The sequence below is a fragment of the Saccharothrix sp. NRRL B-16348 genome, from assembly GCF_001280085.1.
GTDB lineage: Bacteria > Actinomycetota > Actinomycetes > Mycobacteriales > Pseudonocardiaceae > Actinosynnema.
In genome coordinates, this window is sequence record NZ_LGED01000238.1 from 1 (window position 1) to 25,989 (window position 25,989).

General features: G+C 71.4%; 22 protein-coding genes. 16 read left to right on the forward strand and 6 right to left on the reverse strand.

From position 1 onward, the window contains the following. The 12 genes from ADK67_RS37375 to ADK67_RS37430 form a co-directional block, all read left to right on the forward strand. A partial coding sequence (locus ADK67_RS37375; RefSeq protein WP_197289802.1) for a cellulose binding domain-containing protein occupies positions 1–454 on the forward strand: 454 nt, incomplete at its 5' end. A gap of 169 nt (positions 455–623) precedes the next feature. Next, positions 624–1,127: a peptide-methionine (S)-S-oxide reductase MsrA gene (msrA, locus tag ADK67_RS37380; protein WP_053721297.1), complete on the forward strand. Its 504-nt coding sequence runs from the start codon at positions 624–626 to the stop codon at positions 1,125–1,127. After that, positions 1,124–1,630 carry an MOSC domain-containing protein gene (locus ADK67_RS37385; protein ID WP_231648545.1) on the forward strand — a complete coding sequence of 169 codons (507 nt, stop codon included), beginning with the start codon at positions 1,124–1,126 and terminating at the stop codon, positions 1,628–1,630. The genes msrA and ADK67_RS37385 overlap by 4 nt, the downstream gene beginning before the upstream one ends. 610 nt (positions 1,631–2,240) lie before the next feature. Next, positions 2,241–3,284 carry an SMP-30/gluconolactonase/LRE family protein gene (locus ADK67_RS37390; protein ID WP_157621297.1) on the forward strand — a complete coding sequence of 348 codons (1,044 nt, stop codon included), beginning with the start codon at positions 2,241–2,243 and terminating at the stop codon, positions 3,282–3,284. A 264-nt stretch (positions 3,285–3,548) separates the two neighbouring features. After that, positions 3,549–4,997 carry a ferritin-like domain-containing protein gene (locus ADK67_RS37395; RefSeq protein WP_197289803.1) on the forward strand — a complete coding sequence of 483 codons (1,449 nt, stop codon included), beginning with the start codon at positions 3,549–3,551 and terminating at the stop codon, positions 4,995–4,997. Next, the gene (locus ADK67_RS37400) at positions 4,994–6,385 is read left to right on the forward strand and encodes a hypothetical protein (protein WP_053721331.1); all 1,392 of its coding nucleotides are present in this window, start codon (positions 4,994–4,996) and stop codon (positions 6,383–6,385) included. Before ADK67_RS37395 ends, ADK67_RS37400 begins: the two co-directional genes overlap by 4 nt. Then, positions 6,382–7,254 carry a hypothetical protein gene (locus ADK67_RS37405; protein WP_053721301.1) on the forward strand — a complete coding sequence of 291 codons (873 nt, stop codon included), beginning with the start codon at positions 6,382–6,384 and terminating at the stop codon, positions 7,252–7,254. The genes ADK67_RS37400 and ADK67_RS37405 overlap by 4 nt, the downstream gene beginning before the upstream one ends. Further along, the gene (locus ADK67_RS37410; RefSeq protein ID WP_053721302.1) at positions 7,251–8,582 is read left to right on the forward strand and encodes a radical SAM/SPASM domain-containing protein; all 1,332 of its coding nucleotides are present in this window, start codon (positions 7,251–7,253) and stop codon (positions 8,580–8,582) included. The genes ADK67_RS37405 and ADK67_RS37410 overlap by 4 nt, the downstream gene beginning before the upstream one ends. Next, positions 8,579–9,910: a flavin-dependent monooxygenase QhpG gene (gene qhpG, locus ADK67_RS37415; protein WP_053721303.1), complete on the forward strand. Its 1,332-nt coding sequence runs from the start codon at positions 8,579–8,581 to the stop codon at positions 9,908–9,910. Before ADK67_RS37410 ends, qhpG begins: the two co-directional genes overlap by 4 nt. A 150-nt stretch (positions 9,911–10,060) precedes the next feature. Beyond that, the gene (locus ADK67_RS37420; RefSeq protein ID WP_053721304.1) at positions 10,061–11,158 is read left to right on the forward strand and encodes an eCIS core domain-containing protein; all 1,098 of its coding nucleotides are present in this window, start codon (positions 10,061–10,063) and stop codon (positions 11,156–11,158) included. Between the two features lie 210 nt (positions 11,159–11,368). After that, positions 11,369–12,838: a protein kinase domain-containing protein gene (locus ADK67_RS37425; RefSeq protein WP_053721305.1), complete on the forward strand. Its 1,470-nt coding sequence runs from the start codon at positions 11,369–11,371 to the stop codon at positions 12,836–12,838. 203 nt (positions 12,839–13,041) lie between these two features. Continuing rightward, positions 13,042–13,935 (forward strand): Vgb family protein, encoded by an 894-nt coding sequence (locus tag ADK67_RS37430; RefSeq protein WP_053721306.1) that lies wholly within the window; start codon positions 13,042–13,044, stop codon positions 13,933–13,935. Positions 13,936–13,952: 17 nt separating this feature from the next. On the opposite strand, the gene ADK67_RS37435 is transcribed toward ADK67_RS37430, so the two are convergent. Continuing rightward, on the reverse strand, positions 13,953–14,558 hold the full coding sequence (locus ADK67_RS37435) for a TetR/AcrR family transcriptional regulator (protein ID WP_231648546.1): 606 nt from the start codon (positions 14,556–14,558) through the stop codon (positions 13,953–13,955). Between the two features lie 126 nt (positions 14,559–14,684). On the opposite strand from ADK67_RS37435, the gene ADK67_RS37440 reads away from it, so the two are divergent. After that, the gene (locus tag ADK67_RS37440; protein ID WP_053721308.1) at positions 14,685–16,418 is read left to right on the forward strand and encodes an ABC transporter ATP-binding protein; all 1,734 of its coding nucleotides are present in this window, start codon (positions 14,685–14,687) and stop codon (positions 16,416–16,418) included. Beyond that, entirely contained in the window at positions 16,415–18,280 is a 1,866-nt protein-coding gene (locus ADK67_RS37445; RefSeq protein ID WP_082404404.1) for an ABC transporter ATP-binding protein, read from the forward strand. Before ADK67_RS37440 ends, ADK67_RS37445 begins: the two co-directional genes overlap by 4 nt. 54 nt (positions 18,281–18,334) lie before the next feature. On the opposite strand, the gene ADK67_RS37450 is transcribed toward ADK67_RS37445, so the two are convergent. The 5 genes from ADK67_RS37450 to ADK67_RS37470 all read right to left on the reverse strand — a co-directional run bounded on the left by ADK67_RS37450 (position 18,335) and on the right by ADK67_RS37470 (position 22,266). After that, entirely contained in the window at positions 18,335–19,867 is a 1,533-nt protein-coding gene (locus ADK67_RS37450; RefSeq protein ID WP_063797865.1) for a S8 family peptidase, read from the reverse strand. A 213-nt stretch (positions 19,868–20,080) separates the two neighbouring features. Further along, positions 20,081–20,221: a hypothetical protein gene (locus ADK67_RS37455; protein WP_157621299.1), complete on the reverse strand. Its 141-nt coding sequence runs from the start codon at positions 20,219–20,221 to the stop codon at positions 20,081–20,083. A 167-nt stretch (positions 20,222–20,388) separates the two neighbouring features. Next, a complete protein-coding gene (locus ADK67_RS37460; RefSeq protein WP_053721311.1) occupies positions 20,389–20,595 on the reverse strand; it encodes a hypothetical protein in 207 nt (68 codons plus the stop codon). Beyond that, on the reverse strand, positions 20,559–21,497 hold the full coding sequence (locus tag ADK67_RS37465) for a TIGR03619 family F420-dependent LLM class oxidoreductase (RefSeq protein ID WP_157621301.1): 939 nt from the start codon (positions 21,495–21,497) through the stop codon (positions 20,559–20,561). Before ADK67_RS37465 ends, ADK67_RS37460 begins: the two co-directional genes overlap by 37 nt. Positions 21,498–21,567: 70 nt before the next feature. Beyond that, positions 21,568–22,266, reverse strand: a complete 699-nt coding sequence (locus ADK67_RS37470; RefSeq protein ID WP_053721312.1) for an NUDIX hydrolase — start codon at positions 22,264–22,266, stop codon at positions 21,568–21,570. A 237-nt stretch (positions 22,267–22,503) separates the two neighbouring features. Here ADK67_RS37470 and ADK67_RS37475 point away from each other — a divergent pair, with 237 nt between their 5' ends. Together ADK67_RS37475 and ADK67_RS37480 are read left to right on the forward strand one after the other, a co-directional pair. Further along, complete coding sequence (locus tag ADK67_RS37475) at positions 22,504–23,622, forward strand: 5'-methylthioadenosine/S-adenosylhomocysteine nucleosidase family protein (protein ID WP_053721313.1); 1,119 nt, start codon at positions 22,504–22,506, stop codon at positions 23,620–23,622. Further along, the gene (locus tag ADK67_RS37480; protein ID WP_053721314.1) at positions 23,619–25,922 is read left to right on the forward strand and encodes a hypothetical protein; all 2,304 of its coding nucleotides are present in this window, start codon (positions 23,619–23,621) and stop codon (positions 25,920–25,922) included. Before ADK67_RS37475 ends, ADK67_RS37480 begins: the two co-directional genes overlap by 4 nt. The last annotated feature ends 67 nt before the right edge of the window (positions 25,923–25,989 follow it).

Consider the following 25,989-nt stretch of genomic DNA (forward strand, 5'->3'; position numbering starts at 1 on the left):
CGTCATCCAGATGCACAGCAAAGCCACCGGCAACCTCTCCCAATGGCGCGACTGGACCACCCCCACCCTGACCGACGGCCCCACCAGCACCACCACCACGACTACGACCACCACCGACACGACCACGACGACCACCACCACGACCACGACTCCGCAGCAGCCCGGTGGCTGCACCGCGACGGTGTCGCTGAACCAGTGGACCGGCGGCTTCGTGGCCACGGTGAAGGTCACCGCCGGCTCCTCGCCGGTCAGCGGCTGGACCGTCGCGATGACGCTGCCGTCGGGCGCCACCGTCACCAACGCGTGGAACGTCAACCGCAGCGGCAACACCGGTGCGGTGAACTTCACCAACGTCAGCTTCAACGGCAACCTCGCCGCGGGCCAGTCGACCGAGTTCGGCTACCAGGCCACCGGCAGCGGCGCAGGCATGACGCCCACCTGTTCGGCCAGGTAGTCACCCGCCTGCCACGCGGGCGGGTGGGCCCGGTGCGGAGGTCGCGAGCCTCCGCACCGGGCCCGGTCCGTCCGCGTGGAGCCACGGGTCACAGCGACCCGGGGATGACAGCGGGGCGTGGGAGCGTTCACCCTGGAGCAGACATCGGATCTAGGAGCGGAGCGACCACATGGCCACCGTGACCGAGAAGGCCGTCCTCGCGGGCGGGTGTTTCTGGGGCATGCAGGACCTGTTCCGCCGGCACCCGGGAGTCGTCTCGACCCGCGTCGGCTACAGCGGCGGCGACGTGCCGAACGCGACGTACTACAACCACGGCAGCCACGCCGAGGCGATCGAGATCGTCTTCGACCCGGCCCAGCTGAGCTACCGGCAGATCCTGGAGTTCTTCTTCCAGATCCACGACCCGACGACGCGCGACCGCCAGGGCAACGACATCGGCACGAGCTACCGCTCGGCGATCTTCTACACCGACGACGAGCAGAAGCAGGTCGCTGAGGCGACGATCGCCGACGTGGACGCGTCCGGGAAGTGGCCGGCCAAGGTCGTCACCGAGGTGGCCCAGGCCGGTGACTTCTGGGAGGCCGAGCCGGAGCACCAGGACTACCTGGAGCGTTACCCGAACGGCTACACCTGCCACTACGTCCGGCCCGAATGGCAACTCGGCGAGCGGTGAGCACGACCGTCGAGATCGTGGCGCTGCACGTGTCGCCCGCGCACGCCTACGAGGGACGGCCGAGCGACGGACCGCGGCCCGACCCCGAGCCGGTCTCACGTGAGCGGGTCGTGGTCCGGGCGGGTCTCGGCCTGGTGGGCGACCGGTACTACAACCAGCCCGCGCACCGCACGGCCGCCGTCACGGTCTTCGCCGTCGAGTCGCTGGAGCACGTCACCGACGGGCTCGGCCTGCACACCGCGCCGAGCCCGCTGGTCGTGCGGCGCAACATCGTGCTGCGCGGGTTCGACGTGGACGGGCTCGCCCGGCACGACGTGTTCACCCTCGACTCGGGCGACGGCCCGGTGCGGTTCGAAACGCACCGGCCCGCGAACCCGTGCGGTTGGATGGACGCCGTGATCGCGCCGGGCGCGCTGAAGGCCCTGCGCGGCCGCGGCGGCAAGCGGTGCGTCCCACTCGACGACGGCCTGCTCCGCCGGGGCCCGGCAACCCTGACCACGTGAACCGGGCCGGACCCCACGGCGCTCAACCGGCAGGCTGAGCGACCACCGCACCCCGGCCCGGTGGTCAACCGGCAGGCTGAGCGGCCTCCGCACGCCCGGCCCTGCGAGCGACCGCCCGACGCCCCAGCGAGCCGCCCACGAGCCGGCGAAGACGACCGTGGCCACCCAGTCGGCCCACCCCGTGACCGCGGCCGGCACGGCGCCGAGCAGGCCGAGCACCACCAGCCGGGTGGCCGCACGCCGCGTCCCCTCGTCCGGGAACCAGTCCAGGAACTGGGCCATGAACCAGGCGCCGAACGGCACGTCCTTCATGACGATGTGCAGCGGTATGCCCGTCGCCTCACCGTGCAGCAGGCGGCGCAGCGGTTCACAAGCGGTTCGCGACCCTCGACCCCGCCGAACGGGCCGCGCCGGGTGCGGGCCGGCGTGGCGCAGCCGGGCGAGGTCTGCGCGACGAGCCACGCCGGTCATCATCCCCGGCCTCGCTCCGCTGTGGCTGGGCGTGCCAGTACCTGGCCCAACAGGGCTACGGGAGCAGACGACGTTCTGCTCGACGATGGTGTGGCACGGCACAAGCCGCGACCACATCCGGACAGGGGAGCATCCAGCGATGGGACAACAACCGATGGCCCGGCGGACCTTGCTGGCAGCCACCGCCGCCACCGCCGCCACCGCCGTGGCGACAGCGACCGCCGCCTGGACCGCGCGGGCAGCGGCAGCCCCGCCGACCGGCGGCACCCGGCTGCCGGAGGCGTATGTCGTCCCCGGAGGCCGGGCCTTTCCCACCGGCCACGCCGTCGACCCGCGCACCGGCCACATCTACGTCGGCAGCGCCGAGACCGGAACGCTCTACCGCGGCCACCTGACCACCCCCGAAGTGCGCCCCTGGTCACCCGACGGCACCGACGGGCGCAGCACCACCTCGGGCATGGCCGTCGACACCGAGGGCCGGCTACTGGTCGGCGGTGCGGACACCGGAACGCTGCGGGTGTACGACCCGGCCGACAGCGCCCTGCTGGCCCTGCTGCACGGCGTGGACGGCGGCTTCATCAACGAGATCACCACCGCCCCGGACGGCACCGCCTACGCCACCGACTCGTTCCAGCCGGTGGTCTACCGGCTGACCTGCACCGGTGACCAGTGGCGGCTCGAACGCTGGCTCGACATCACCCGCACCCCCATCGACTGGGTCGACGGCCGGCACAACCTGAACGGCATCACCTGCGCCGGCCGCTACCTGCTGACGGTGAACAGCACCACCGGACAGCTCTGGCGCATCGACCGCCGCACCGGCCACGTGCTCCAGGTCGATCTCGGCGGCCACCGGCTGCCCAACGGCGACGGGCTGGCCTTCCGCGGCGGCCTGCTCCACGTGGTGCAGGGCAACATCAACAACATCCCCGACCTCACCCCCCAGGTGACCGTCATCGCGCTGTCCGCCGACCTGTCCCGCGGGCGCTACACCGCCCGTCTCCTACCACCCGGCGGCTTCCACCACCCCAGCTCGATCTCCCTGGCCGGCAACCGCGCCCTGGTGGTCAACAGCCAGTACAACCGCTGGATCGCCGGCCTCCCACCGGAAGTACTCCCCTTCACCCTCTCCGCCGTCCCCCTCGCACACGCCCACCCGGTCGGGACCGGACAGGATCTCTGACCGCGCGACTCGGCCGCGGCCATGTCGCCTGCCCCACGCCGACGTCCGGGCTGACCCCACCGACCGGTCACGGTCGTCGCCCGACCGTGGCGGCAGCCGGCGTCACCGGCGACTGTCCGTCAGCACGGCAGACCCGGCCGGATGAGGGGTTTCACCGGCCCGACTGGCGTTGGTCGCGACCGGGGTCCGAGGTGTCCGGACGCCGGCACGCTCGCCCGTGCGCCGCGCAGTCGGCGGGAACGGGGGTAGGCCATGCGGTCGAGGGTGCACAGGCATCTCGCCTCGGTGGTGCCGGAGCTCTTCGAGGACCGGGCGCCGGCCATGGCGGTGCTGTCGGTGGCCGGGTCGCTCGACGAGGACGAGCGCCCGGTCCTGCCGCCGGAGTTCAACTGGCGCGACTACACCGTCATGCTGCTGCACGTCGCGGCCGAGATCGAGCACTCGCTGATGGTGCAGTACCTGTTCGCCGCCTACTCGATGGGCGGGCCGCAGGTGCCCGAGGAGCTGCGCGAGGACGTGCGCGGCTGGCAGGAGGTCATCCTCGGCATCGCGAAGGAGGAGATGGGCCACCTCGTCACGGTGCAGAACCTGCTGACGGTGCTGGGCGGCCCGATCAACCTCGACCGCGAGGACTACCCCTGGGGCTCGGACTTCTACCCGTTCGCGTTCAACCTCCAGCCGCTGAGCGCGGACTCGCTCGCCAAGTACGTGGTCGCGGAGAGCCCGAGCACCTGGTCCGGCCCCGAGGCCACGGCGATCAAGGAGCGGGCCGCCAAGGCCAGCGGCGACTACGTCAACCGGGTCGGGGCGCTCTACAGCCGGATCGACGCGATCCTGAAGAACCGCGACTTCCTGCCCGACGCGCTGTTCCACGCGGACACGCTGCCGTACCAGGCGTCGTGGGACGAGTGGGGCCGCGGCTACACGCGTGGTGAACGGGGGCAGGACGCCGGGAACGTGCCGGACGTGAAGTCGCCCGAGCTGCTGGTGTTCGGCGTGTTCTCCCGCGACTCGGCGCGCAAGGCGCTGCAGGAGATCGGCGAGCAGGGCGAGGCGCCGGCCCTCGACGAGCAGGACGAGACGTCGCACTTCAACCGGTTCCTCGGCATCTACCGCGCGCTGACCGCGCTGACCGAGGACGAGCAGCGGCTGGTGTCCCGCCGGGTCGCGCAGAACCCCGTGACCGCGCACCGGCTCAACGAGTCGGAGCCGGTGGGCTACGCCGCCGCCGAGGTGACCACCAACCCGATCACCGACCCGGTCACGGCGCTGTGGGGCCACCTGTTCAACCTGCGCTACCGGATGCTGCTCACCGACATCTCGCACGCGTTCCTGCTGTCCGGTCCGGTGGACAACGGCGGCGTGCTCACCGGACGCGGCGCGCTGGTGCACCGGGCGTTCGGCGAGATGTACAACCTGCGCGCCCTGGCCGGCCGCCTGGTCGAGCTGCCGCTGGAGGAGAACGTGCCGGGCGGCCTGCTGGCCGGTCCGCCGTTCGAGATGCCCTACAGCCTCGAACTGCCGCACCACGACCACGACCGCTGGCTGCTGCAACGCGACCTCGTGCAGGCGTCCCGGCTGCTCACCGACCAGCTGCTGAACACCGCGCCGGCCAGCGCGGGCGACCCCTACCTGGTGGCGCTGCGGGAGTCCGACCGGCGGGCGCTGGAGCAGATCGAGCACGTCCTCAGCCGCAAGGGGTGCACGCGATGACGACGATCCGGGAACTGCGCGTCCTGCCGCCGCTGGCCGTCGGACGGCTCGGCTCGGCCGCCGAACCGATGGACAACTACACCGCCGAGACCGACCCCGACCAGCCGCTCGCGCCACGGCGGCTGCGCCCGGCGCCCACGTTCCGGATCGACCCGCGATCGGGCGCCATCACCGGCGACGACACCCCCGCGGAGCTGCGGTTCACCGACGGGCAGGGCAAGGTCCGGCCCGTCGCGCCGTTCCTGGAGGTCTGGGCGCTCACCTCGGACGACGTGCTGCGACCCCTCACCGTCGACCTGTTGGAGGCCGACAACCTCACACCCGACGACGTGCAGTGGCGCGTCGAGGTCGGCAACCACAAGATCCAACGCCGCACCTACGACGACAACGACCGGATCGACGCCGACACCGAGTGGTTCAGCGACCACACCGCGCATGAGCTGATCGGCCAGTGCGCCAACTTCCTCGCCGACAAGTTCCTGCCGCTGGGCCACGTCCGCTACGTCAAGCCCACGCCGGAGTTCCCGGGCATCCGGTTGCGCTTCACGCCCGCCGGCGGCCACGTCTACGGCGCCGCGTACACCGATCGCCCCACCGACCCGGACCCGAACGTGGTCGACTTCCTCTACGACGCCTCGAAAGGCACGTGGCGCGGTCACGCCGACCGGACGGGCGATCCGCGGCTGACGATCCCGGCCCAGATCTACGCGGGCGACGACGGCCCGGACGGCGCGTGGGTGAGCCGGGGCTACCTGGACGACGAGTGCGACGGCCTGGTGCACGTGAAGCTCGACGTGGGCGGCACCGAACTGGTCGCCTACGGGCGCATCGGCGCGGGCCCGCCCGCCTACGCGCCGGACGTCGTCCCGATCCGCACCGTCGCCGACGAACTCGACCAGGCGATGTTCGGACCCGCGGCGACCGGCGAGGACACCTTGGAGCACGCCCGCGCCGTGGCCGAGGAAGTGGTCCGCCGCGCCACCGAGACCGTGCGGCTGATGAACACCGAGGTGATGAACGGCAACACGGTCGACGGCCGGGTCGACGCCGCCAGCACGATGGTGCGGCAGGACACGGCCGACACCGGCCGGCTCTACGAGCCGATCATGGCACCGTCCCTCGTGGACACCGCCGCGGTGCTCGCGTTGCACCAGAACGTGCTCGCCGCCCTGCGCAGCGGCACCGCGCCGTGGTTCGCGGACGTGCTGCGCGACCACCACGAGGTGGGCGACCTCACCGCCAAGGGCAGGCGCAAGATGCCCGCGTTGATGCGCGGCGCGGACGGCCGGTCGCTGGCACTCACCCGCCGCCAGGTAGACCTCGTCCGCCTCGCCGCCAGGCAGGAGATCTTCCGGCAGGCCACCGAAGGACCCGGAGGACCGCGATGAGCGACGACCGGATCGACCCGATGAACCTCACCGCGCAACTCCACTACAACGCCGCGGGCAACCCGCCGAGCACGTTGCCGGAGTCGGCGATCTCGAACGCGTTCCCCGGCCTGGAGTTCGACATCCGCAACATCTGGCGCAGGCTGCTGGTCGGCATCGAGCTGCACGAGTCCGACAACTACGTGGTCGGCGCCGACCAGGAGCACGAGCGGCTCGTCGGCCGCCGCCTGCTGACCGTCGGCGACCACGACGTCATCGGCGACCTGTTCGGCCCGACCCGGCCCGGCAGCGGCTCCTCCCGGCTGACCTCGGCGGACAACCCCGACGGCGTGACGATGCTGGAGTGGTCGAACTCGCTGGCCGACGTGCTGGCCGACCACGTCGGGCGGACCGTACCGTGCCTGTTCACCAGCGAACCGGCGCCGAAACCGGTCGGCAAGCCCCCGGAGCTGCCCGATCCGCGCTTCGAAGTGGTGCAGCTCGAGGTCAGGGCACTGTTCGCGAAGAGCGGTGCGACCGGCGGCCGCCTCCCCGTGATCGCCGAGGAGATGGCCGGGCCGGGCGACCTGACCCGCGGCCTGTGCTCGCCCTGGCAGAACGACTACCGCGAGTGCGCCTGCTACTACTGGGCCGCCAGCCGGCCGGACTACGTCAACGTCGAGGACACCGCCGCGGGCACCACCACCGGCAACCACTGGTTCGCCAAGGACCGCGAGCCGCGCGAGTACGTGCTGGACAACCGCTTCGACTCCCGGCTGGTCAGCTACGACGAGCTGTTCCAGGACTGGCAGGGCAGGCTGCGGTTCATCGTGGGCGGCAACGACGTGCCCGACCACGTCGACCCCGAGTCGACGGGCGACGGCCGGTGACCGCGAGCCGGCTGTTCGCGGACTCCGCCCCCGTCCACCCCGACGTCCACCTGCTCGACACCGACGCCGGGCCACGCGTGCTGATCGCCGACGGCAGCCGCCTGTTCGGCGTCGCCCAGGCCCTCTACGACCGGATCGACGCCGCACGCCGTGATCCCGATCCCCGCGCGATGGACACCGTGCTCGCCGACCTCGGCCTCGACGCCCCGCGCCAGATCGACGACCTCGCGCCCGACCCGCCACCGGTGCGGGCGCTGTCGCTGGCCGTCGCCCAGAAGTGCAACCTCGGCTGCACCTACTGCTACGCCCAGCAGGGCGACTTCGGCGGGCCGGCCAAGAACATGCCGGAGGCGACCGCGTTCGCCGCCGTGGACAGGCTGTTCCTCGACGCCGCCCCCGGCGAGCGGGTCAACCTCGCGTTCCTCGGCGGCGAGCCGATGATCAACCGGCCGGTCGTGCGCGCCGCGACCGAGTACGCCGTCACCGTCTCGCGGCGGACCGGTATCCCGGTCACGTTCTCCATCACCACCAACGGCACCCTGCTCACGCCCGAGGACGGCGAGTTCTTCGAGGCGCACGGCTTCGCGGTCACGGTCAGCCTCGACGGCGTCGGCGCGCGGCACGACCTGCTGCGCCCGCACCGCGACGGCCGCGGCAGCTACCGGCGCGTCATGGACCGGGTCGCGCCCCTGCTGGCGATGCAACGCCGGATGCAGGTCTCGGCCCGCGTCACGGTCACCCCGCTCAACCTCGACCTGCCGCGCACGCTGGACGAGTTCACCGCCGCCGGTTTCCACGGCGTCGGCTTCTCGCCCATGCTCAGCTCGCCCAACGGGCAGGGCGAGATGGCGTCGCCGGACCTGGAGCTGATGCTGGACCAGATGACCGCGTGCGGCGAGGAGTTCGTCCGCCGGGTCCTCGCCGGGCAGCGCTACCCGTTCACGAACCTCGTCACCGCGCTGCGCGAGATCCACCGCGGCACGCACCGGCCCTACCCGTGCGGCGCGGGCGCGGGCTACCTGGGCGTGTCGGCCGACGGCGACCTCTCGGCGTGCCACCGGTTCGTCGGCGACGAGGACGGCGCGATGGGCGACCTGACCACCGGCGTGGACGACGTCAAACGCGCCCGCTGGCTCACCGACCGCCACGTGCACCGGCAGGAGCCGTGCACCGGGTGCTGGGCCCGGTACCTGTGCGGCGGCGGCTGCCACCACGAGGTGATCCGCCGCGGCCGGCCCGCCTGCGACTACATCCGGGGCTGGCTGCACCACTGCCTGTCCGTCTACAGCCGCCTGCTCGCCGCACGTCCCGACTACTTCACCGGATGACGGACGTCTGCGTGATCGGCGGCGGCCCGGCGGGCTCGGTGTGCGCCCTGCGCCTGGCCCGCCTCGGCCACCGCGTCGTGCTGCTGGAACGCCGCCCGTTCCCCCGCCCGCACGTGGGCGAGGCGCTGTCACCCGGCGTGCCGCCGCTCCTCGACGTCCTCGGGCTCGGGCACGCCCTCGACGGCGCCCTGCCGTCCCAGGGCACGCTGGTCCGCTGGGAGGACACCACCACCCACCTCGTCGCGCCCGATCCCCGTGCGGTCACCGTCGACCGAGGGCGGTTCGACCACGCCCTCCTCACCGCCGCCCGAGCCGCCGGGGTGGATGTCCGCCAACCATCCCGGGCCGGACGACCCAGGCGTACCCCGACGGGCTGGGACGTTCCCCTGCCCGGCGACACCGTGCGTGCCCGCTTCCTGGTGGACGCGAGCGGACGACACCGCGTCTCCGGCGGCACGACCACCGCCACCGGCCCGAAGACCCTCGCCCTGCACGCCGTCTGGCCGGGCACGGGCCCGACCCGCATCGGCACGGGACCGCGGACCTGGTGCTGGGGTGCGCCCCTGCCCGACGGGGCGTTCCGCGCCATGGCGTTCATCGACGCCGACCTCCTCCGCGCCCACCGCCCGGACCGCCTCTTCCAGCACCTCCTCGACACCACCGGCCTCTTCCCACACCGCCCGGCGTCACTCCGAGTGGCCGTCTGCGACGCCACCGGCTACCGCGACGACACCCCCGTCACCGACGACAGCATCAAGGTCGGCGAGGCCGCCTTCGCCCTCGACCCGCTGACGTCATCCGGGGTGGACAGCGCGCTGCACAGCGCCATGGCCGCCGCCGTCACCGTGCACACCCTCCTCTCCCACGGCGACCGCACCGCCGCCCTCGCCTTCTACCGCGCCGCTCAGGACCGGACCACCACCCGCCACGCCACCTGGACCGCCGCCCACTACCACCGCCACCACCCCCACCGCGACCAGCCGTTCTGGCGCCGCCGAGCCACTCCTCCCCCGGCCCCGCGCCCGCCGACCCCGCTGACCGCGGCGCACCTCCACCGCCCCGTCCGGCTCTCCCCCGAAGCCGCCATCGTGCCGACGCCGTGCCCGGTCGGAGACCTCGTCACCACCCGCCGAGCCCTGACCCACCCGTCCCTGCCGACGCCGATCGCGCACATCGCCGACACCGAACTGGCCCCGCTCCTCGACCACCTGCACCACACCACGACCCTGTCCGACCTCGTCCACGCCTGGTCAACCCACCTGCCCGCGCACCAGGCCACGGCGACCGCGAAGTGGCTGTTCGAGCAGGGCCTCCTGGAGACCACCTGAACCGCCCACCACCGCACCCTGCCCGACCAGTCCCTGCCGGCCGACTGCGCGGATCGGGACTCTGCCCTGCCCTTGCCCTCCATGCCCTACTCGCGGGTCGCCACACGGGATAGGCAGGTGGTGTCGTCACCGGAGAGGAAGGGCGGCGCCATGTACGGACACGAATCGGTGCACCGGGGCACGGCAGCGGATCGGCGCCGTGCCACCGACCCGGCCGCACACCCCCACCCTGAAGGCACTACCACTCCACGACCACAGGAGCTGCTGTCACTGCAACGCCGCATCGGCAACGCCGCGGTGGCCAGACTGGTCTCCGACCTCCGGGACGACGAGGAGCAGACCGCCGTCCAGCGCTCGGAGGTACCCGGCGTGCTGCGCTCCCCCGGACAACCCCTGGATCGAGACGTCCGGACCGAGATGGAGGCGAGGCTCGGCGCGGACTTCTCCGACGTGCGCCTGCACACCGGCCCGGCAGCCCAGCGGTCGGCCACCGAGATCGGCGCCAAGGCCTACACCTCCGGCAACCACGTGGTGGTCGGCGAGGGCGGCGGCGACCTGCACACCCTGACCCACGAACTGGTGCACGTCGTCCAACAGCGCAGCGGTCCGGTAACGGGCACCGACCGCGGGGACGGCCTGGCGCTCTCCCACCCGCAGGACGCGTTCGAACAGGCCGCGGAAGCCACCGCACGTCGAGCCATGTCCGGCTCCGCCACCAGCGCCACCACACCGGCCGGCGGGCACGACCGGGTCGTGCAGCGGACCCCCGCGGACACTAGGAGCCACGGCGACACAGCGGCTTCCGCAGTGCCCGACTACCGCTCGACCAGGGCGGCCTCCCGCCCGAACCACAACACGTTCCTGAGAGAGGTCTACCGGAGGTACGGCACGGCGCGCCGGGCCAGGGGCAACGGCGGCGGCAACTTCGCGGTGCTGCACTACGAGTACACGACGAGCACGGGCCAACCCGGCGAGGACTACATCGGCGAGTGGAACGACCCCGGCCAACAGCACTCCGAAATGGTGCTGGTCGAAAGGCTCAACGCACTGCACGGCCCGCACTGGCAACCGATCGCCCTGTTCTCCGACAACCACCCGTGCTCCACTTGCGTCAACAAGCTGCAAATCCACGTGTTCCCACGCCAGCGGACGAGGTCGATCATCCCGGTGCACTACATCGTCGGCTACCAGGAGCCAACCTGGAGCAACCAGGAGCGACACACCGAGATCGCCCGCTGGTGGACCTGAGTCACCCGACAACAGACCCGCGACCACCCACCAGGCCCGATGTGACCCGGGCTCGGGTGCCTCAGGCTGGTCGAAGCCAGGTCGAATCGGGCCGGACCCGCCACCGGGCCCGCCGGACCGAGGTCTTGATCTCGGATTGCGACCCCACACATCCCATCCCCGGTCGTCTGGAGGTGGCCGTGCGACCGGCCGGGCAAGTAGCTTCTGGCTGTGTCGGAACGGGACGAGGTCATCGCCGGGCGGTATCGGCTGGTGGAGTTGGTCGGACGCGGGGCTGCCGGGGTCGTCTGGCGGGCGCGCGACGAGCGCCTGGGGCGGGCCGTCGCGGTCAAGCTCCTCAACGCGGCCGACTCGCCGGGCGCGGTCGAGCGGATCGTGCGGGAGGGACGGGTCGCGGCACGGCTCCGACACCCCCACGCCGTCACCGTGCACGACGTCGTGGAACACGGCGGCAAACCCTGCCTGGTGATGGAGTACCTGCCGTCCAAGACGCTGGCCGAACTGGTCGACGAACGCGGCCCGTTGCCCGAAGAGCTGGTCGCCGGCGTCGGCTGGCAGGTGGCGTCGGCGCTGGCCGCCGCCCACGCCGACGGGATCGTGCACCGGGACGTCACGACGTTCAACATCCTCCTGGCCGAGGACGGCACCGCGAAGATCGCCGACTTCGGCATCGCCCGCGCGATCGGCGAGCGCACCGTGACCGACCCCCGGGTCGTCGTCGGCACACCCGCGTTCCTCGCGCCGGAAGTGGCGGCGGGCCAGGAGGCCGTGTTCGCCTCCGACGTGTACTCGCTGGGCGCGACGCTCTACGCCGCGTTGGAGGGCCACCCGCCGTTCGGCACGACCGACAACCCGTACGCCCTGCTCCGACGCATCGCGGACGGCGAGGTCGCGCCGATGCACTTCACCGGCCCGCTGGGCGACGTCCTGGAACGCGTGCTCTGCCGCGACCCGGCCGGCCGGCCGACGATGGCCGAGCTGCACACCCTGCTGGGCGCGGTGATGGAAGGACGACCGCTGCCGGGCGACCCCCAGCCCGCCGACGCCCAGCCCACCACGTCGTACCCCAACGACTCGCAGAACGGCGACACCCGCCCCCTGCGGGCCCTGCACCGCTTCCCGTGGCGACGGATCGCCCTCATCGCCGGCGCCATCGTGCTGGTCGCGACCGGCATCGTGATCGGCAACTCGCTGGCCCGCACGGACCCCACCGGCAACGCCCAACCGGCTCCGGACGCCGCCCCGAGCGACACCACCGACCCCACCCCCAGCGACACCACCCCCGCGACCAGCACCACCGTCGCCACCACGACGAGCACCACCACCAGTGCCCCCACCACCACTACTACCGTCCCCACCTCCGCGACACCCGCCGGACCACGCACCTGCACCGCCCGCTTCAGCATCACCAACTCCTGGCCGGGCGGCTACCAAGCCCACGTGACCGTGCGCAACGTCAGCGGCAACCCCCTCACCGCGTGGACCGTCACCTGGCCCCGCCCGGCCAGCCACGCGATCAGCAACCTGTGGAACGGCACCCTCACCGTGGACGACGACTCGGTGACCGTCACCAACGCCGCGCACAACGGCAAGTTGCCGGCCGACGCGTCCACCACGTTCGGCTTCACCGCCAACGGCCCCTCCGTCCCGGACCCGGACCTGAACTGCACGTCCGACTGAACCGAACGGCACGTGCGACGAAAAGGGGTGGTCAGACCGACGCGGAGGCTGGTTTGCTCAACGTTCCGCGCCAGTCTGACCCGGCCGGCCTGAGCCGGCCTGCCGTGCAGACACGCGTGCACACGGCCCGCCCGGACTACCCCGGCCGGACGCTGCGTACACACGCACGCACATCCCGTCCACCAGGAGACGATCACCCCGCCATGCCCCACGCCGACAAGACCATCGAGACCCACCTCGTCGCCGATCCCGACAGCGGACCGTACGCGATCACCACCGGCCCCGACGGCGCGCTCTGGTACACCCTGGTCCGCGGCGGCGCGATCGGCCGACTGGTGCCCGGCGAGCAGCCGACGAGCCACGCCCTCGCCCCCGACAGCGGACCGACCGTCATCGTCACCGGCCCGGACGACGCGCTCTGGTTCACCGAGTACCAGGCGCACCGCATCGGCCGCATCACCGTCGACGGCGAGGTCACCGAGTTCACCCCGCCCACACCCGAGTGCGGCCCGTACGGCATCGCACCGGGTCACGACGGCGCGCTGTGGTTCACCGAGATCAACGCCGACCGCATCGGCCGGATCACCACCGACGGCGAGATCACGGAGTTCCCGCTACCGCTCACCGGCGCGTTCCCGTCGGCCATCACCGCGGGTCCGGACGGCGCGATGTGGTTCACGCTCAACCAGGCCAACGCCATCGGCCGGATCACCGCGGACGGCACCGTGACCGTCCACCCGCTCCCCACGGACGCGGCCGGTCCGGTCGGCCTCTGCGCAGGCCCCGACGACGCCCTCTGGTTCGTCGAGATCGCCGCGGGCCAGCTCGGTCGGATCACCACCGGCGGCGAGGTCACCGAGTTCCCGCTACCGGACCGCGCCTCCCGCCCGCACGCCATCGTCGCCGACGGCCACGGCGCCCTCTGGTTCACCGAATGGGGCGCCAACCGCGTCGGCGTGATCACCACCGACGGCTCCATCGAGTCGCACGCGCTGCCCGAGCCGCACGCGGAGCCGCACGGCATCACCCTCGGGCCCGACGGCGCGCTGTGGGTCGCCCTGGAAACCGGCGCGCTGGCCCGCGTCACCCGGACCTGACCGCCGTGAGCCGGGCCCTACCCGCCGTCCTGCTGCAGCGCCGCCAACCCGTGCAGCAGCGGCACGTAGACGTCGTCCACCAACGACGCCACCGTCTCCTCCGTCACCGGGGCGCCGCAGGTCATCGACTCGTTGCGGATCAGGTCGAGGGGCAGCCTGCTCACCCGGTGCGGCAGGTCGACCGGCGGCAGTTCGGCCCGGCTCACGGCGTTGTCCACGATGGTCCGCACGGCCTCGGTCAGCGGTGACGGGTTGGCCAGGCGCTCACCCAGCAGCGCCGCCACCTCGGGGTGCCGGAACGCCTCGCCCATCACACCCGCCACCATCTCGTTCATCATCGAGTCGGCGCGCCGGGCGATGCGGCCGAACAGGGTGCGCAGGTCGCCGCGCAACGTGCCGGTGTCGGGCGTCTCGGGTTCCACCGGCAGGTTGCGGAACCACGCAGCCAGCACCAGCTCCGCCCGACCGCCCCAACGGCGGTAGATGACCGGTTTGCTGGTGCCCGCCCGCGCCGCCACGGCCTCGATGGTGAGCCGGGCGTAGCCGACTTCGCGCAGCTCGTCCCAAGCCGCGTCCAGAATGGCCTGCTCCAGCTGCGCGCCGCGTCGCCGCGACTTCGTCACCGTCACCCTGTCCCTTCACCGAGCCGCCGGCGTCTTTACCGAGCCTTTAGATACGTTGCGTTCCTTATCCCACGGGTCTACCTTTGCCCATGTTAGACACGATCCGTTTCTTATGGGGGAACACCGTTGCTGAGCCGCTTGCTGCGTACCCACCTGCGGCCGTACAGACGTGAACTGACGGTCGTGCTCGTGCTACAGCTGATCGGCACCGTCGCCTCGCTGTACCTGCCGAGCCTCAACGCCGACATCATCGACTTCGGCATCGCCGCCGGCGACACCGGCTACATCCTGTCCACCGGCGGCTGGATGGTCGCCGTGTCGGTCATCCAGATCGCCTCCTCGATCGGCGCGGTCTACTACAGCGCCCGCGTCGCGATGAGCTTCGGCCGTGACGTCCGCGCGGCGGTCTTCCACCGCGTCGGCGAGTTCTCCGCGCGCGAGGTCGCCACGCTCGGCCCGTCGTCGCTGATCACCCGCACCACCAACGACGTGCAGCAGGTCCAGCTGCTCGTGGTGATGGGCTGCACGATGCTGGTCAACGCGCCGATCATGTGCGTGGCGGGTGTCCTGATGGCGCTGCGCGAGGACGTCGGCCTGTCGTGGCTGCTCGTCGTCTGCGTGCCCGCGCTGGCGATCGCGGTCGGCCTGATCGTGATCCGGATGGTCCCGCAGTTCCGGCTGATGCAGGAGCGCATCGACGAGGTCAACCGCGTGCTGCGCGAGCAGCTGGCCGGCATCCGCGTGGTCCGGGCGTTCGTCCGGGAACGCGCCGAGACCCAGCGCTTCGCCGACGTCAACGGCGCGCTCACCGACACCGCGCTGCGCGTCGGCAGGCTCCAGGCGTTGATCTTCCCGGTGGTGATGCTGCTGCTCAACGGCTCCAGCGTGGCAGTGCTGTGGTTCGGCGCGTTCCGCGTGGACACCGGTGAGATGCAGATCGGCGCGCTCACGGCGTTCCTGAGCTACCTGATGCAGATCCTCATGGCGGTGATGTTCGCGACCTTCATCTCGATGATGATCCCGCGTGCCGCCGTGAGCGCCGAGCGGATCAACGAGGTGCTGGAGACCGAGTCGTCGGTCCGGCCGCCGACCTCGCCGCTGCTCGAACTGCCCCGGCAGACGTCGGTGGAGTTCCGGGGCGCGGAGTTCCGCTACCCCGGCGCGGACGAGCCGGTGCTGCGCGACATCAGCTTCCGCGCCGAGGCCGGTCACCGCACGGCGGTCATCGGCAGCACGGGCACCGGCAAGACGACGTTGCTCAACCTGGTGCCCCGGCTGATCGACGCGACCGGCGGCGGTGTGCTCGTCAACGGCACGGACGTCCGCGAGATCGACACCGACACGCTGTGCGCGCGCATCGGGCTGGTGCCGCAGCGGCCGTACCTGTTCTCCGGCACGGTCGCGTCCAACCTGCGCTACGGCAAGCCCGACGCCACCGACGACGAGCTGTGGGAGGCGTTGGAGATCGCGCAGGCGCGCGACTTCGTGGAGGACATGCCCGGCGGCCTCGACGCGGAGATCGCCCAGGGCGGCACGAACGTCTCCGGCGGCCAGCGGCAACGGCTCTCCATCGCCCGCGCGTTGGTGCGCAAACCGGACATCTACCTGTTCGACGACGCGTTCTCGGCGCTCGACCTGTCCACGGACGCACGGCTGCGCGCCGCGCTGCGACCGCACACGCGCAACGCCGTCGTGGTGGTCGTCGCCCAGCGCGTGTCCACGATCCTGGACGCCGACCGGATCGTGGTGCTGGACGGCGGCAACGTCGTCGGCATCGGCACCCACCACGAACTGCTGGACTCCTGCCCCACCTACGTGGAGATCGTCGAGTCCCAGCTGACCTCGGAGCAGGCCGCATGAGCACCACGACCCCTCCCCGTCCCGCGACCCCGCCACCGCCCCGGATGGGCGGCGGCATGCCCGGCATGGGCATGCCGATGGGCAAGGCGGTGAACTTCGGCCCGTCCGCGCGCCGACTCGTCCAGCGGATGCGCCGCGAGCGGATCGCGCTGCTGGCCGTGGTCACGCTGGGCGTCATCAGCGTGGCGTTCTCCGTGGCCGGGCCGAAGATCCTCGGCCAGGCCACCGACATCATCTTCGAGGGCGTCCTGGGCCGGATGCGCGGCGCGGCCGACTCGGGCATCGACTTCGCCGCCCTCGCCACCGTCCTGCTGTGGGTGATGGGCCTCTACCTCATCTCGTCGGCGTTCGGCTGGTGGCAGGGCCGCGTGCTGAACAACGTGGTGCAGCGCTTCGTGTTCCGGCTGCGCTCCGACGTCGAGGACAAGATCCACCGGCTGCCGCTGCGCTACTTCGACGGCCAGCCGCGCGGCGAGCTGCTGTCCCGCGTCACCAACGACATCGACAACGTGTCGACGACGTTGCAGCAGACGCTGAGCCAGCTGCTCACGTCGTTGCTGACCGTCATCGGCGTGCTGGTGATGATGCTGACGATCTCGCCGCTGCTGACGCTGATCGCGTTGCTGCTCATCCCGATCTCCGTCGTGGCGACCGGGCGGATCCGCAAGCGGTCGCAGGCGTTGTTCGTGGCGCAGTGGAAGCACACCGGCGCACTGAACGCGCACATCGAGGAGGCGTTCACCGGCCACCAGCTGGTCAAGGTCTTCGGCAGGCAGCGCGAGTCGGAGGCGGAGTTCAAGCGCCGCAACGACGAGCTGCTCGGCTCGGCGATGGGCGCGCAGTTCGTGTCCGGCCTGATCATGCCGATGATGATGTTCCTGTCGAACGTCAGCTACGTGGCCGTGGCGGTGGTGGGCGGCCTGCGCATCACGTCCGGCTCGATGAGCCTGGGCGAGGTGCAGGCGTTCATCCAGTACTCCCGCCAGTTCACCCAGCCGCTGACCCAGGTGGCGTCGATGGCGAACCTGATGCAGTCCGGCGTCGCGTCGGCCGAGCGGGTGTTCGAGCTGCTCGACGCCGAGGAGCAGGAACCGGACCCCGCCGAGGCGTCGTTGCCCGCCGAACGCCGTGGCCGCGTGGAGTTCGAGCACGTGAGCTTCTCGTACCGGCCGGAGCAGCCGCTGATCGAGGACCTGTCGCTGGTGGCCGAGCCGGGGCAGACCGTCGCGATCGTCGGCCCGACCGGCGCGGGCAAGACCACGCTGGTGAACCTGATCATGCGGTTCTACGAGCTGGACGCGGGCCGCATCACGCTGGACGGGGTGGACATCACCGCGTTGAAGCGGGAGGACCTGAGGTCCCAGACCGGCATGGTGCTGCAGGACACCTGGCTGTTCGGCGGCACGATCCGCGACAACATCGCCTACGGCAACTCCTCCGCCACGGAGGAGGAGATCATCGCCGCGGCCCGCGCCACCTACGTGGACCGGTTCGTGCGCACGTTGCCGGACGGGTACGACACCGTCATCGACGAGGAGGCGACGAACGTCAGCGCCGGCGAGAAGCAGCTGCTGACCATCGCGCGGGCGTTCCTGGCGAACCCGTCGCTGCTCATCCTGGACGAGGCGACCAGTTCGGTGGACACCCGCACGGAGTCGTTGGTGCAGCACGCCATGGCGGCCCTGCGGTCGTCGCGGACGAGCTTCGTCATCGCCCACCGGCTGTCGACCATCCGGGACGCCGACGTGATCCTGGTGATGGAGTCCGGGCAGATCGTGGAGCAGGGCAGCCACGACGAGCTGATGGCCGCCGAGGGCGCGTACCACCGCCTGTACGCGGCCCAGTTCGCCGCGGCCGTGTGAGGCGAGCCTCGGCAGTGGCCACGTGCGGCCACTGCCGAGGCTCGCGATCACCGCTCAGCCGAGGAAGTGGCCCAGGGAGCCCTCGGTGATCTGGCCTTCGCAGTTCGGGTCGTAGGACTCCATGTGGTCATTGGTGCCCCGCACCAGGCAGCGGTAGATCGGGTGAGTGCCGGCGACCGCGCCGTCGTGGGCGTAGCCGAGCAGGCCCACGCGGGTCCGGCCCTCGCAGTTCACGTCGTACGAGGTGAAGCTGTCCCAGCCGACGGCGCAGCGGTACAGCGGGTGCGTGCCCGCGGCCTGGCTGGTCAGGAGGCGGCCCAGGGAGGACTCGGCCACGTAGCCCGACGGGGCGCCGGTGACCGACGTGAGGTGGTCGCGACCGCCGAAGTAGCGGACCGCCGTGACGGTCGACGGGCTGGTGTAGAGCAGTCGGTTCGGCGAGCCCACGCCCGGGTTGGTGACCTTGTTCGGCGTCGAGGCGTTGACGAGCGCGGCCTGCACGGTCGCCGGCGCGTCACCGGGGTGCGTGGCCAGGTACAGCGCCGCCGCGCCCGCCACGTGCGGCGCGGCCATCGAGGTGCCGTTGAGGATGCTGGTGGCGGAGTCGCCGGTGTGCCACGACGACGTGATGCCCTGACCGGGCGCGAAGACGTCGGTGCACGTGCCGTAGTTGGAGAACGACGCCCGCGCGTCGGTGTTCGTCGAGGCGTTGACCGTGACCGCCTCGCGCACCAGCGCCGGGCTGAAGGCGCACGCGTCGGCGTTGGAGTTGCCGGACGCGATGGCGTACGTGACGCCGGAGGCGATGGAGTTGCGCACGGCCGTCTCCAGCGGCGCGGTGGCCGCGGAGGCGGGGGCGCCGAGGCTCATGTTCGCGACCGCGGGCTTGACGGCGTTCGCGGTGACCCAGTCGACGCCGCTGATCACCTGGGCGAACGTGCCGGAGCCCGCGCAGTCGAGCACGCGGACGGCGACCAGCTGCACGCCCTTGGCGACGCCGTACTGGCTGCCGCCGACGGTGCCCGCCACGTGCGTGCCGTGACCGTTGCAGTCGGTGTTGGAGCCGTCCACGGCGTCGTAGCCCCACGTCGCCCGGCCGCCGAACGTCGAGTGGGTGGTCCGGATGCCGGTGTCGAGGATGTAGGCGCGCACGTTGGCCGCGCCGGTGTCGTAGTTGTAGGAGGAGTTCAGCGGCAGATCACGCTGGTCGATGCGGTCGAGCCCCCACGACGGCGGGTTCGGCTGCGCGTCGACCGCCTGGACCAGGCCGTCCTGGCTGACGGACCGCACCGCGGGGTCCGCGGCGAGTCTTCTCGCTTCCCGTTCGCTCGCCGTGACGGCGAAGCCGCGTAACGCGTGCCGCCACGTGGCCGTGACCGTGCCGCCGTGCCTGGCGGTCAGGTCGGCCGCCTGGACGGCCACCTCGTCCTCCAGCACCACCAGGTAGTGCCCGGGCACGGCGGTGCCGGCGGCGGCGAACCCGATGTCGCCTTCCGCCGCACCCGCCGGCGGCGCGCCGACCAAAAGCCCGGCGGTGAGCGCCACCGCCCCCAACACCCCGTTCGCCACAACGACCTTGCGCTTCATCGAAACCTCCGCAGGGTTGAGATCCGGCCACCGAGCGTGACACGCCGCTCAGGGGTGCGGGGCAGGCCGGTGCGGCAGCCCGAAGAGCGGCGGCGTGCGGTCGCAACCACGGGGAGGCCGAAGGGCGTCCGCGCTCGTCGTCATCCGCAGTGCGAGCCTGGTTCGAACGCCGGCGCCACGTGGCACGAATGGTCGTCGCACGCCGCCCCGGCGTCACGTCGTGCCGTCGAGGCCGAACCTCTCCGCGAACGCCGACAACTGATCCCGCTGCTCACCGGTGTCCGCACTGGTCGCGCTCACGACGACGCGCGTCACACCCTGTTCGGCGAACGCCTCCACCGTGTCCGTGGACATCTCGGGCGAGCCCGAACGCGTGTCTTCCAACGCAATGCGGGTCACGACCGGCCCCGATCGCCGTCGACCGCGCCAATCCCGCCGGCGCGCACGGTCATGAGCATGCCGCCGGGGACGTGCCCGTCACCACGGCTCGAACCGCCGACGTCAAGGCAAGCCGACCACGCTCACCGCTCGTTGCCGCGCTTGTAGTTGCCGGTCACCCTGGCCAGCAACTGCTGGGCGCCGTCGTCGTCGTCGGCGCGCTCCAGTCCGCCGATCAGCCTCGCCGCCGCCGCGCCGCGCACGGTCGTCACCGTGCGCCCGCCACGCGACACAAGCACCTGGCCGTCCTTCGTCACCCGCCAGTCGAACGGGTCGTCCTCGAGTCCCACCGACGCATCGTGCCTCGGTTGCCGACCGTGGTCGAAACCGGTCCGGACGGCACCAGCCCGAAGCGCTCGGAGAACGCCGACAACTGGTCCCGTTGCTCGTCCGGGTCCGCACTGGTCGCACTCACGACGATGCGCGTCACGCCCTGCTCGGCGAACGCCTCCACCGTGTCCGTGGACATCTCGATCGAGCCCCACCGCGTGTAGTCCAACGCCTCCGGATCACGACCGGCCTCGATCGCGGTCGACCGCACCAGGTCCCACTGCAGCGCGCGTTCGTCGGGCACGAGCATGCCGCCGGGGAAGTACCCGTCACCGCGGCGTCCGGCCCGGCGTGCGGCGGCCCGGCTGGAACCGCCGACGTGGATCGGCAGGTGCCGCACACCGAGCGGTTTCGGGAAGCTGCACAGGTCCTCGAAGGCGAAGAACTCCCCCGCGAAGCTCACCCCTTCCTCGCCGCCCTCCCACAACAACCGCAACACGTCGATCGCCTCGTCCGCACGACGACCGCGCGTGGCGAAATCCACCCCGACCGCCCTCGCCTCGCCCGGCAACGCGCCCAACCCCACGGTCAGCAGCCGCAGCCGCCCCTTCGACAGCACGTCGACGGTCGCCAGCCGCTTCGCCAGCACCACCGGGTGGTGGTACGGCAGCAGCAACACGCCCGTGCCGAGCAGGATCCGCCGCGTCGCCGCCGCGACGAAGGCCAGGCAGTCGAGCGGGTCGGCGTAGGGCAGCGCCGGCGGGATCTCGTGCGTGCCGACCGTGGCACCGGGGTACACCGCGACGTGCTCCGGCAGGGTGAACGCCTCGAACCCGCATTCCTCGGCGTGCCTGGCGTAGGCAACCATCCGGTCGGGGTCGACCCCGAAGTACGGCGTGCTGTAACTGACGGCGAATTTCACGACCCGGACCGTAGGTGTTGACGCCGACGTCAAGGCAAGCCCGCGTCACCGTTCGACTCCCACCTCCGGCTCAGTTCCGCAGGATGGGCGGGTGCAGGACCGTGGCCGGGCCGCGGCGGTAGATGACGGCGGGACGTCCGCCGTTGCCACTGGTGCGCTTGCCCGTGGCGACCAGGAAACCGTCGACACCGGTGACCTTGCGGTGGAAGTTGCGCGCGTCCAACTCCTCGGACCACACGATCTCGTACACACGGCGCAGCTCCGAGATCGTGAACTCGGGGTTGCAGAAGGCGGTGGCGAGCGTCGTGTATTCCAGTTTGGCGCGAGCGCGGTCGACCGCGTCGGCGATGATCTGACCGTGGTCGAACGCGAGCAGCCTGCGGCGGCCCAGCACCCGGTCCACCGGCACCCACCGCGCCCTGTCCGCGTCACCGCCCGCGCTGGGCAGCGGCAGGTCCGGCATGATCGCCAGATAGCAGACGGTGACCACCCTCATGCGCGGATCGCGACCCGGCGCGCCGTAGGTGCGCAGCTGTTCCAAGTGCAGTCCACTCGCGTCGAGCCCCGTCTCCTCGGCGAGTTCACGCTCCGCCGCGACGTCGATGTCCTCGTCCTCAGTGGACAGGAAACCACCCGGCAGCGCGAGACGTCCGCGGTACGGCTCGACACCCCGGTTGACCAGTAGCACGTGCAGGCGCTCGGCGCGGACGGTGAGCACCGCGAGGTCGACGGCCATCGCCACCGTCGGGATCGTCCATGAGGCGCTCATCGCATCACCTTAACTTCTCGTCGTTGTGACGACAAACGCGTGACAGATGATGTCCGACGTGCTCCGCGCGCGTAATGGTCAGGTTGACGAAAACCGTCGCTCGGCCTTATCGTCAGACTGACGTCATGGTTCGGACCGCTGTACCGCCGGCGCCTCCCACCGACCGGCCCCGCCCCGCCGACCGCGCCGTTCCGCTGTCATCACAAGCGCGCCCGGCCAGTGAACGGAGCAGAGCAGATGATCGTGGTCCTCACGGCACTGGAGGTCGAGCGCGCTGCCGTCGTCCAGCACCTCACCGACGTGCGGTTGCACCGCCACCCCACCGGGACGATCTTCGAACGCGGTGTGCTCGCGGGCCACCCCGACCACCACGTCGTGGTCGCCCTGACCGGGACCGGCAACGGGGCCGCGGCCGTCATGACCGAACGGGCCATCACCGAGTTCCAGCCGTCCGCCGTGCTGTTCGTGGGTGTCGCGGGCGGCCTGCGCGACTGGCTCCGCCTCGGTGACGTGGTGGTCGCCACCCGCGTGTACGGCTACCACGCGATGCGCAGCGAGGACGACGGTGACCACGCCCGACCCCGCGCCTACGAGACGGCGCACAACCTCGAACAGACCTCCAGGGTGCTGGCGCGCACGGCGGCGTGGCGCTCCGGGCTGCCTTCCGACCAGGAGCCTCCCCAGATCCACTTCGACCCGATCGCGTCGGGCGAGGTCGTGCTCAACACGAGGACGTCCGCGACCGCGCGGCACCTGAGCCATCATTTCAACGACGCGGTCGCCGTGGAGACCGAGAGCGCGGGTGTCGCGCAGTGCGGCCACCTGCACGGCTCGACCCCGACCATCACGATCCGGGGCATCAGCGACTTCGCCGACGGCGCCAAGGACGTGGCCGACAGCGCGGGTTCGCAGGAGTTGGCGGCGCGCAACGCGGCACTGTTCATGCGCGTGCTGATCGCCGAACTGTCGTCGGATCAGAGCGCCCCGGCTTCGGACAGGAAACGAAGCGGCAGCGGCACGTCGGTCAACAACAACGTTTCCGGCACGGCCAACTTCGCGATCCAGGCGGGCGTGATCAACGGGGGGATCTGGCTCGGCGAATCACCCGCGCTGGACCTCGCCGCCCTGGAGCGGCTCACGACCGCGGCGGCGGAGGCCCACCGCACCGACCGCCTGACGGCGCAGGCGTTCACCCGGGCGATGCTCGACCTGGTGGACCTCCGCCGACAGGCCACCACCGCACCCGCCGACACCGCGCACATGCGGACGTTGCGCGTCACGCTCGAGGACCTCTTCGCCGGTGATCCCGGGCTGCTCGACCTGCTCGCCGAGGTTTTCGGCGGTGACGCGTCGTGAGCCGGCCGGACGGCGAGACGGAGATCAGGAACACCGTCGAAGGCGACCACAACCGCACCGTGCAGGTGGGCGTGGTCAACGGTGGCGCGGTGTTCCACGGTGATTCGACGGTGTACCAGTTCACCAAGGACGATCCACCCAAGCGCAAGTACGAGGTGGCGTGCAACCACCTCGCCGGCGGCTCGCCGAGGATCGCCGAAGGACTGTTGACCGAGGTGATCCGGGCGGGGCTGGCGAGCACCGCGGTCGCCTACCACTACGCCTTGGCCACCCTCAGCGAGCGCTCGATCAACCAGCTCGGGTCGACGCAGTTCGAGCAGATCAAGACGGCGTCGAGCATCGCCGACCGGTTCCCCCACGACTCGTGGCGTGCCGCCATCGACGTCATCCGCGATCTGATGATGTGCGCGACCGCGCAGGAGCACGAGCGCGAGCCCGACCGGCAGGCGCTCGACGACGTGCTGTCCCGGTTCAAGGTCTTGTCCGAGCAACGCCGCGAGGAGATCACGCGGCACCTCGACATGATCATCGGCGGTGCCATGCAGGACCGGTTGGACCGCGACAACTCCGAGGCGGTCGCCGAGGCCCGCGTCTCCGGCGACCGCTCCGAACGGGCGTGGAAGTTCTTCGAGGCGACACCCGCCGAACCCCGCCTCGTCACGCCGTACGAGGACGGCCGCGTGCCACCGCGGACCTGGGTCGTCGCCGTACTCGGCGGCATCGCGCTGATCGGCGGTCTCGTCGTGACGGTAGGTGCCGCGGGCGCGGACGTCGCGGACGCGGTCGCGGCGTGGACCGCCTTGGTCGTCCTCGCGCACGGAGTGGCCGTGTGGCTGGGCGCGCGAGTCGTGGCGTCCCGCCGGCGCAGGCAGCGGCTGGAGGTGGAACACGGTGGACGCCGCGTCCCGGAAGCGGTGGAGAACCTGCACCGGCTGGGCAGCAAGCGGTTCCGCGCCGACGTCCTCGGGCTGATCGAACGCGAGATCGTCCGGCAGCACCCGAAGAAGCACGTCGAGGGACGGCGGTGGAAGGACGACATCGAGCGCAGCGGACGAATGCTCTACCTGCGGCTCGTGCGCACCTACGGGTCGGTGATCCCCGACCCGGAGTACCGCGACGCCTACCGACGTGCCGTCAAACGCGAGATCAGCGCGTGGACGCTGCACTGGCTCGTCAGGATGCACGTCCGCCTTTGGGCAGACCGGTGGTCCGACGGCCGGTTCTTCGCTTTCCGCAAGGTCACGTACGCCGACGTGGTGCAGGGCGTGGCCGGGCTGCTGTGCACACTGATAGCGGTCGGCGGCGTCGCGGGCGTCTACGTCGCGCTGGGCGAGTGGTCCGGGGTGAGTCCGCTCTGGGGCACGACGGTGGCCGGCGTCCTGTTGGGCAGCACCGGCGGGGCGGACCTGATCGGCCGCAGGCTGGCGCTCTCGCGCGAGCGCGCCGAGTGCCGGGCGTTACTGGAGGAGGAACAGGCGGAACGGAAGCGCTGCCTCGAACAGCTCGCCGACCGCCCGACGGACGCCGAGATGGCGCGGTGGTTCGACTTCGACAAGGCGCACCTCAAGGCCGTGGCCATGAAACGGGCCGGCCTCTCAAACCGGGATGTCATCGCGCACGTCGTCCTCACCGAAGGGCTACCGCGGGCCAAGCGCGCCCGAGTGATCTACGGGCCGCCCCGCTACTCCAACTACCTCGTGCTGGTGTTCCTCCTGACGGAGAACGGCGTGCGCGAATTCCGGTTCGACCTGCAGTTCGAGATCGCCGCGGTGAGCAACGAGCAGCGCGCGTCCTTCAGCTACGGCGCGCTGGTGCTGGTGGAGGTCAAGGAGGTGGGTGTGCAGTTCGCCGGCGAGAAGCGCACGATCGTCCTCGTCTGGGACAACGACGACACCACTCTGCTGGAATCACGCCAGGGCACGGTGCTGAGCCGGGCGCTGCACCTGTCGCTGCAGAACAGTCGCGACATCAGCCTGGTCGTGGAGAACTTCGAGGAGCTCAGCGACAAGGAGGAGAACCCGGAGCAGCTGGAGGAACTGGCTTTCGGCGCCTCTGGGATCACGTCGGCGCTGCGCATCCTGGAGGCCGTGGCGGTCGAGGGCCGCGAGTGGATCGAGGAGGAACGCCGCCGGCGCGACCGGGGCTTCGAGGAGTGGAAGCGCACGGAAAGCCTCGACCCATCCGTGCTGCCGGCCGCACCGCACGACGACGCGCTCGCGCTCGGGTTCGCCGAGGCGCCGGTGGCCGAGGACGGCCGGGTGGACGGCGAGCCGCCGTTCACGTCACCGGACGGCAGCTGAGGTCAAGCGGCCGTCCTGCGCTCGACCAGGGCCGCGTGGCCCTGGTCGAGCTGCTCGGCAATCGGCG

Bases quoted from the DNA above. Each gene is read 5' to 3' on its own strand.
- ADK67_RS37405 (WP_053721301.1), top strand. From the start codon at position 6,382: ATGAGCGACGACCGGATCGACCCGATGAACCTCACCGCGCAACTCCAC.
- ADK67_RS37455 (WP_157621299.1), bottom strand. From the start codon at position 20,221: ATGTCCACGGACACGGTGGAGGCGTTCGCCGAACAGGGTGTGACGCGC.
- qhpG (WP_053721303.1), top strand. From the start codon at position 8,579: ATGACGGACGTCTGCGTGATCGGCGGCGGCCCGGCGGGCTCGGTGTGC.
- ADK67_RS37390 (WP_157621297.1), top strand. From the start codon at position 2,241: ATGGGACAACAACCGATGGCCCGGCGGACCTTGCTGGCAGCCACCGCC.
- ADK67_RS37475 (WP_053721313.1), top strand. From the start codon at position 22,504: ATGATCGTGGTCCTCACGGCACTGGAGGTCGAGCGCGCTGCCGTCGTC.
- ADK67_RS37470 (WP_053721312.1), bottom strand. From the start codon at position 22,266: ATGAGCGCCTCATGGACGATCCCGACGGTGGCGATGGCCGTCGACCTC.
- ADK67_RS37420 (WP_053721304.1), top strand. From the start codon at position 10,061: ATGTACGGACACGAATCGGTGCACCGGGGCACGGCAGCGGATCGGCGC.
- ADK67_RS37430 (WP_053721306.1), top strand. From the start codon at position 13,042: ATGCCCCACGCCGACAAGACCATCGAGACCCACCTCGTCGCCGATCCC.
- ADK67_RS37445 (WP_082404404.1), top strand. From the start codon at position 16,415: ATGAGCACCACGACCCCTCCCCGTCCCGCGACCCCGCCACCGCCCCGG.
- msrA (WP_053721297.1), top strand. From the start codon at position 624: ATGGCCACCGTGACCGAGAAGGCCGTCCTCGCGGGCGGGTGTTTCTGG.
- ADK67_RS37450 (WP_063797865.1), bottom strand. From the start codon at position 19,867: ATGAAGCGCAAGGTCGTTGTGGCGAACGGGGTGTTGGGGGCGGTGGCG.
- ADK67_RS37400 (WP_053721331.1), top strand. From the start codon at position 4,994: ATGACGACGATCCGGGAACTGCGCGTCCTGCCGCCGCTGGCCGTCGGA.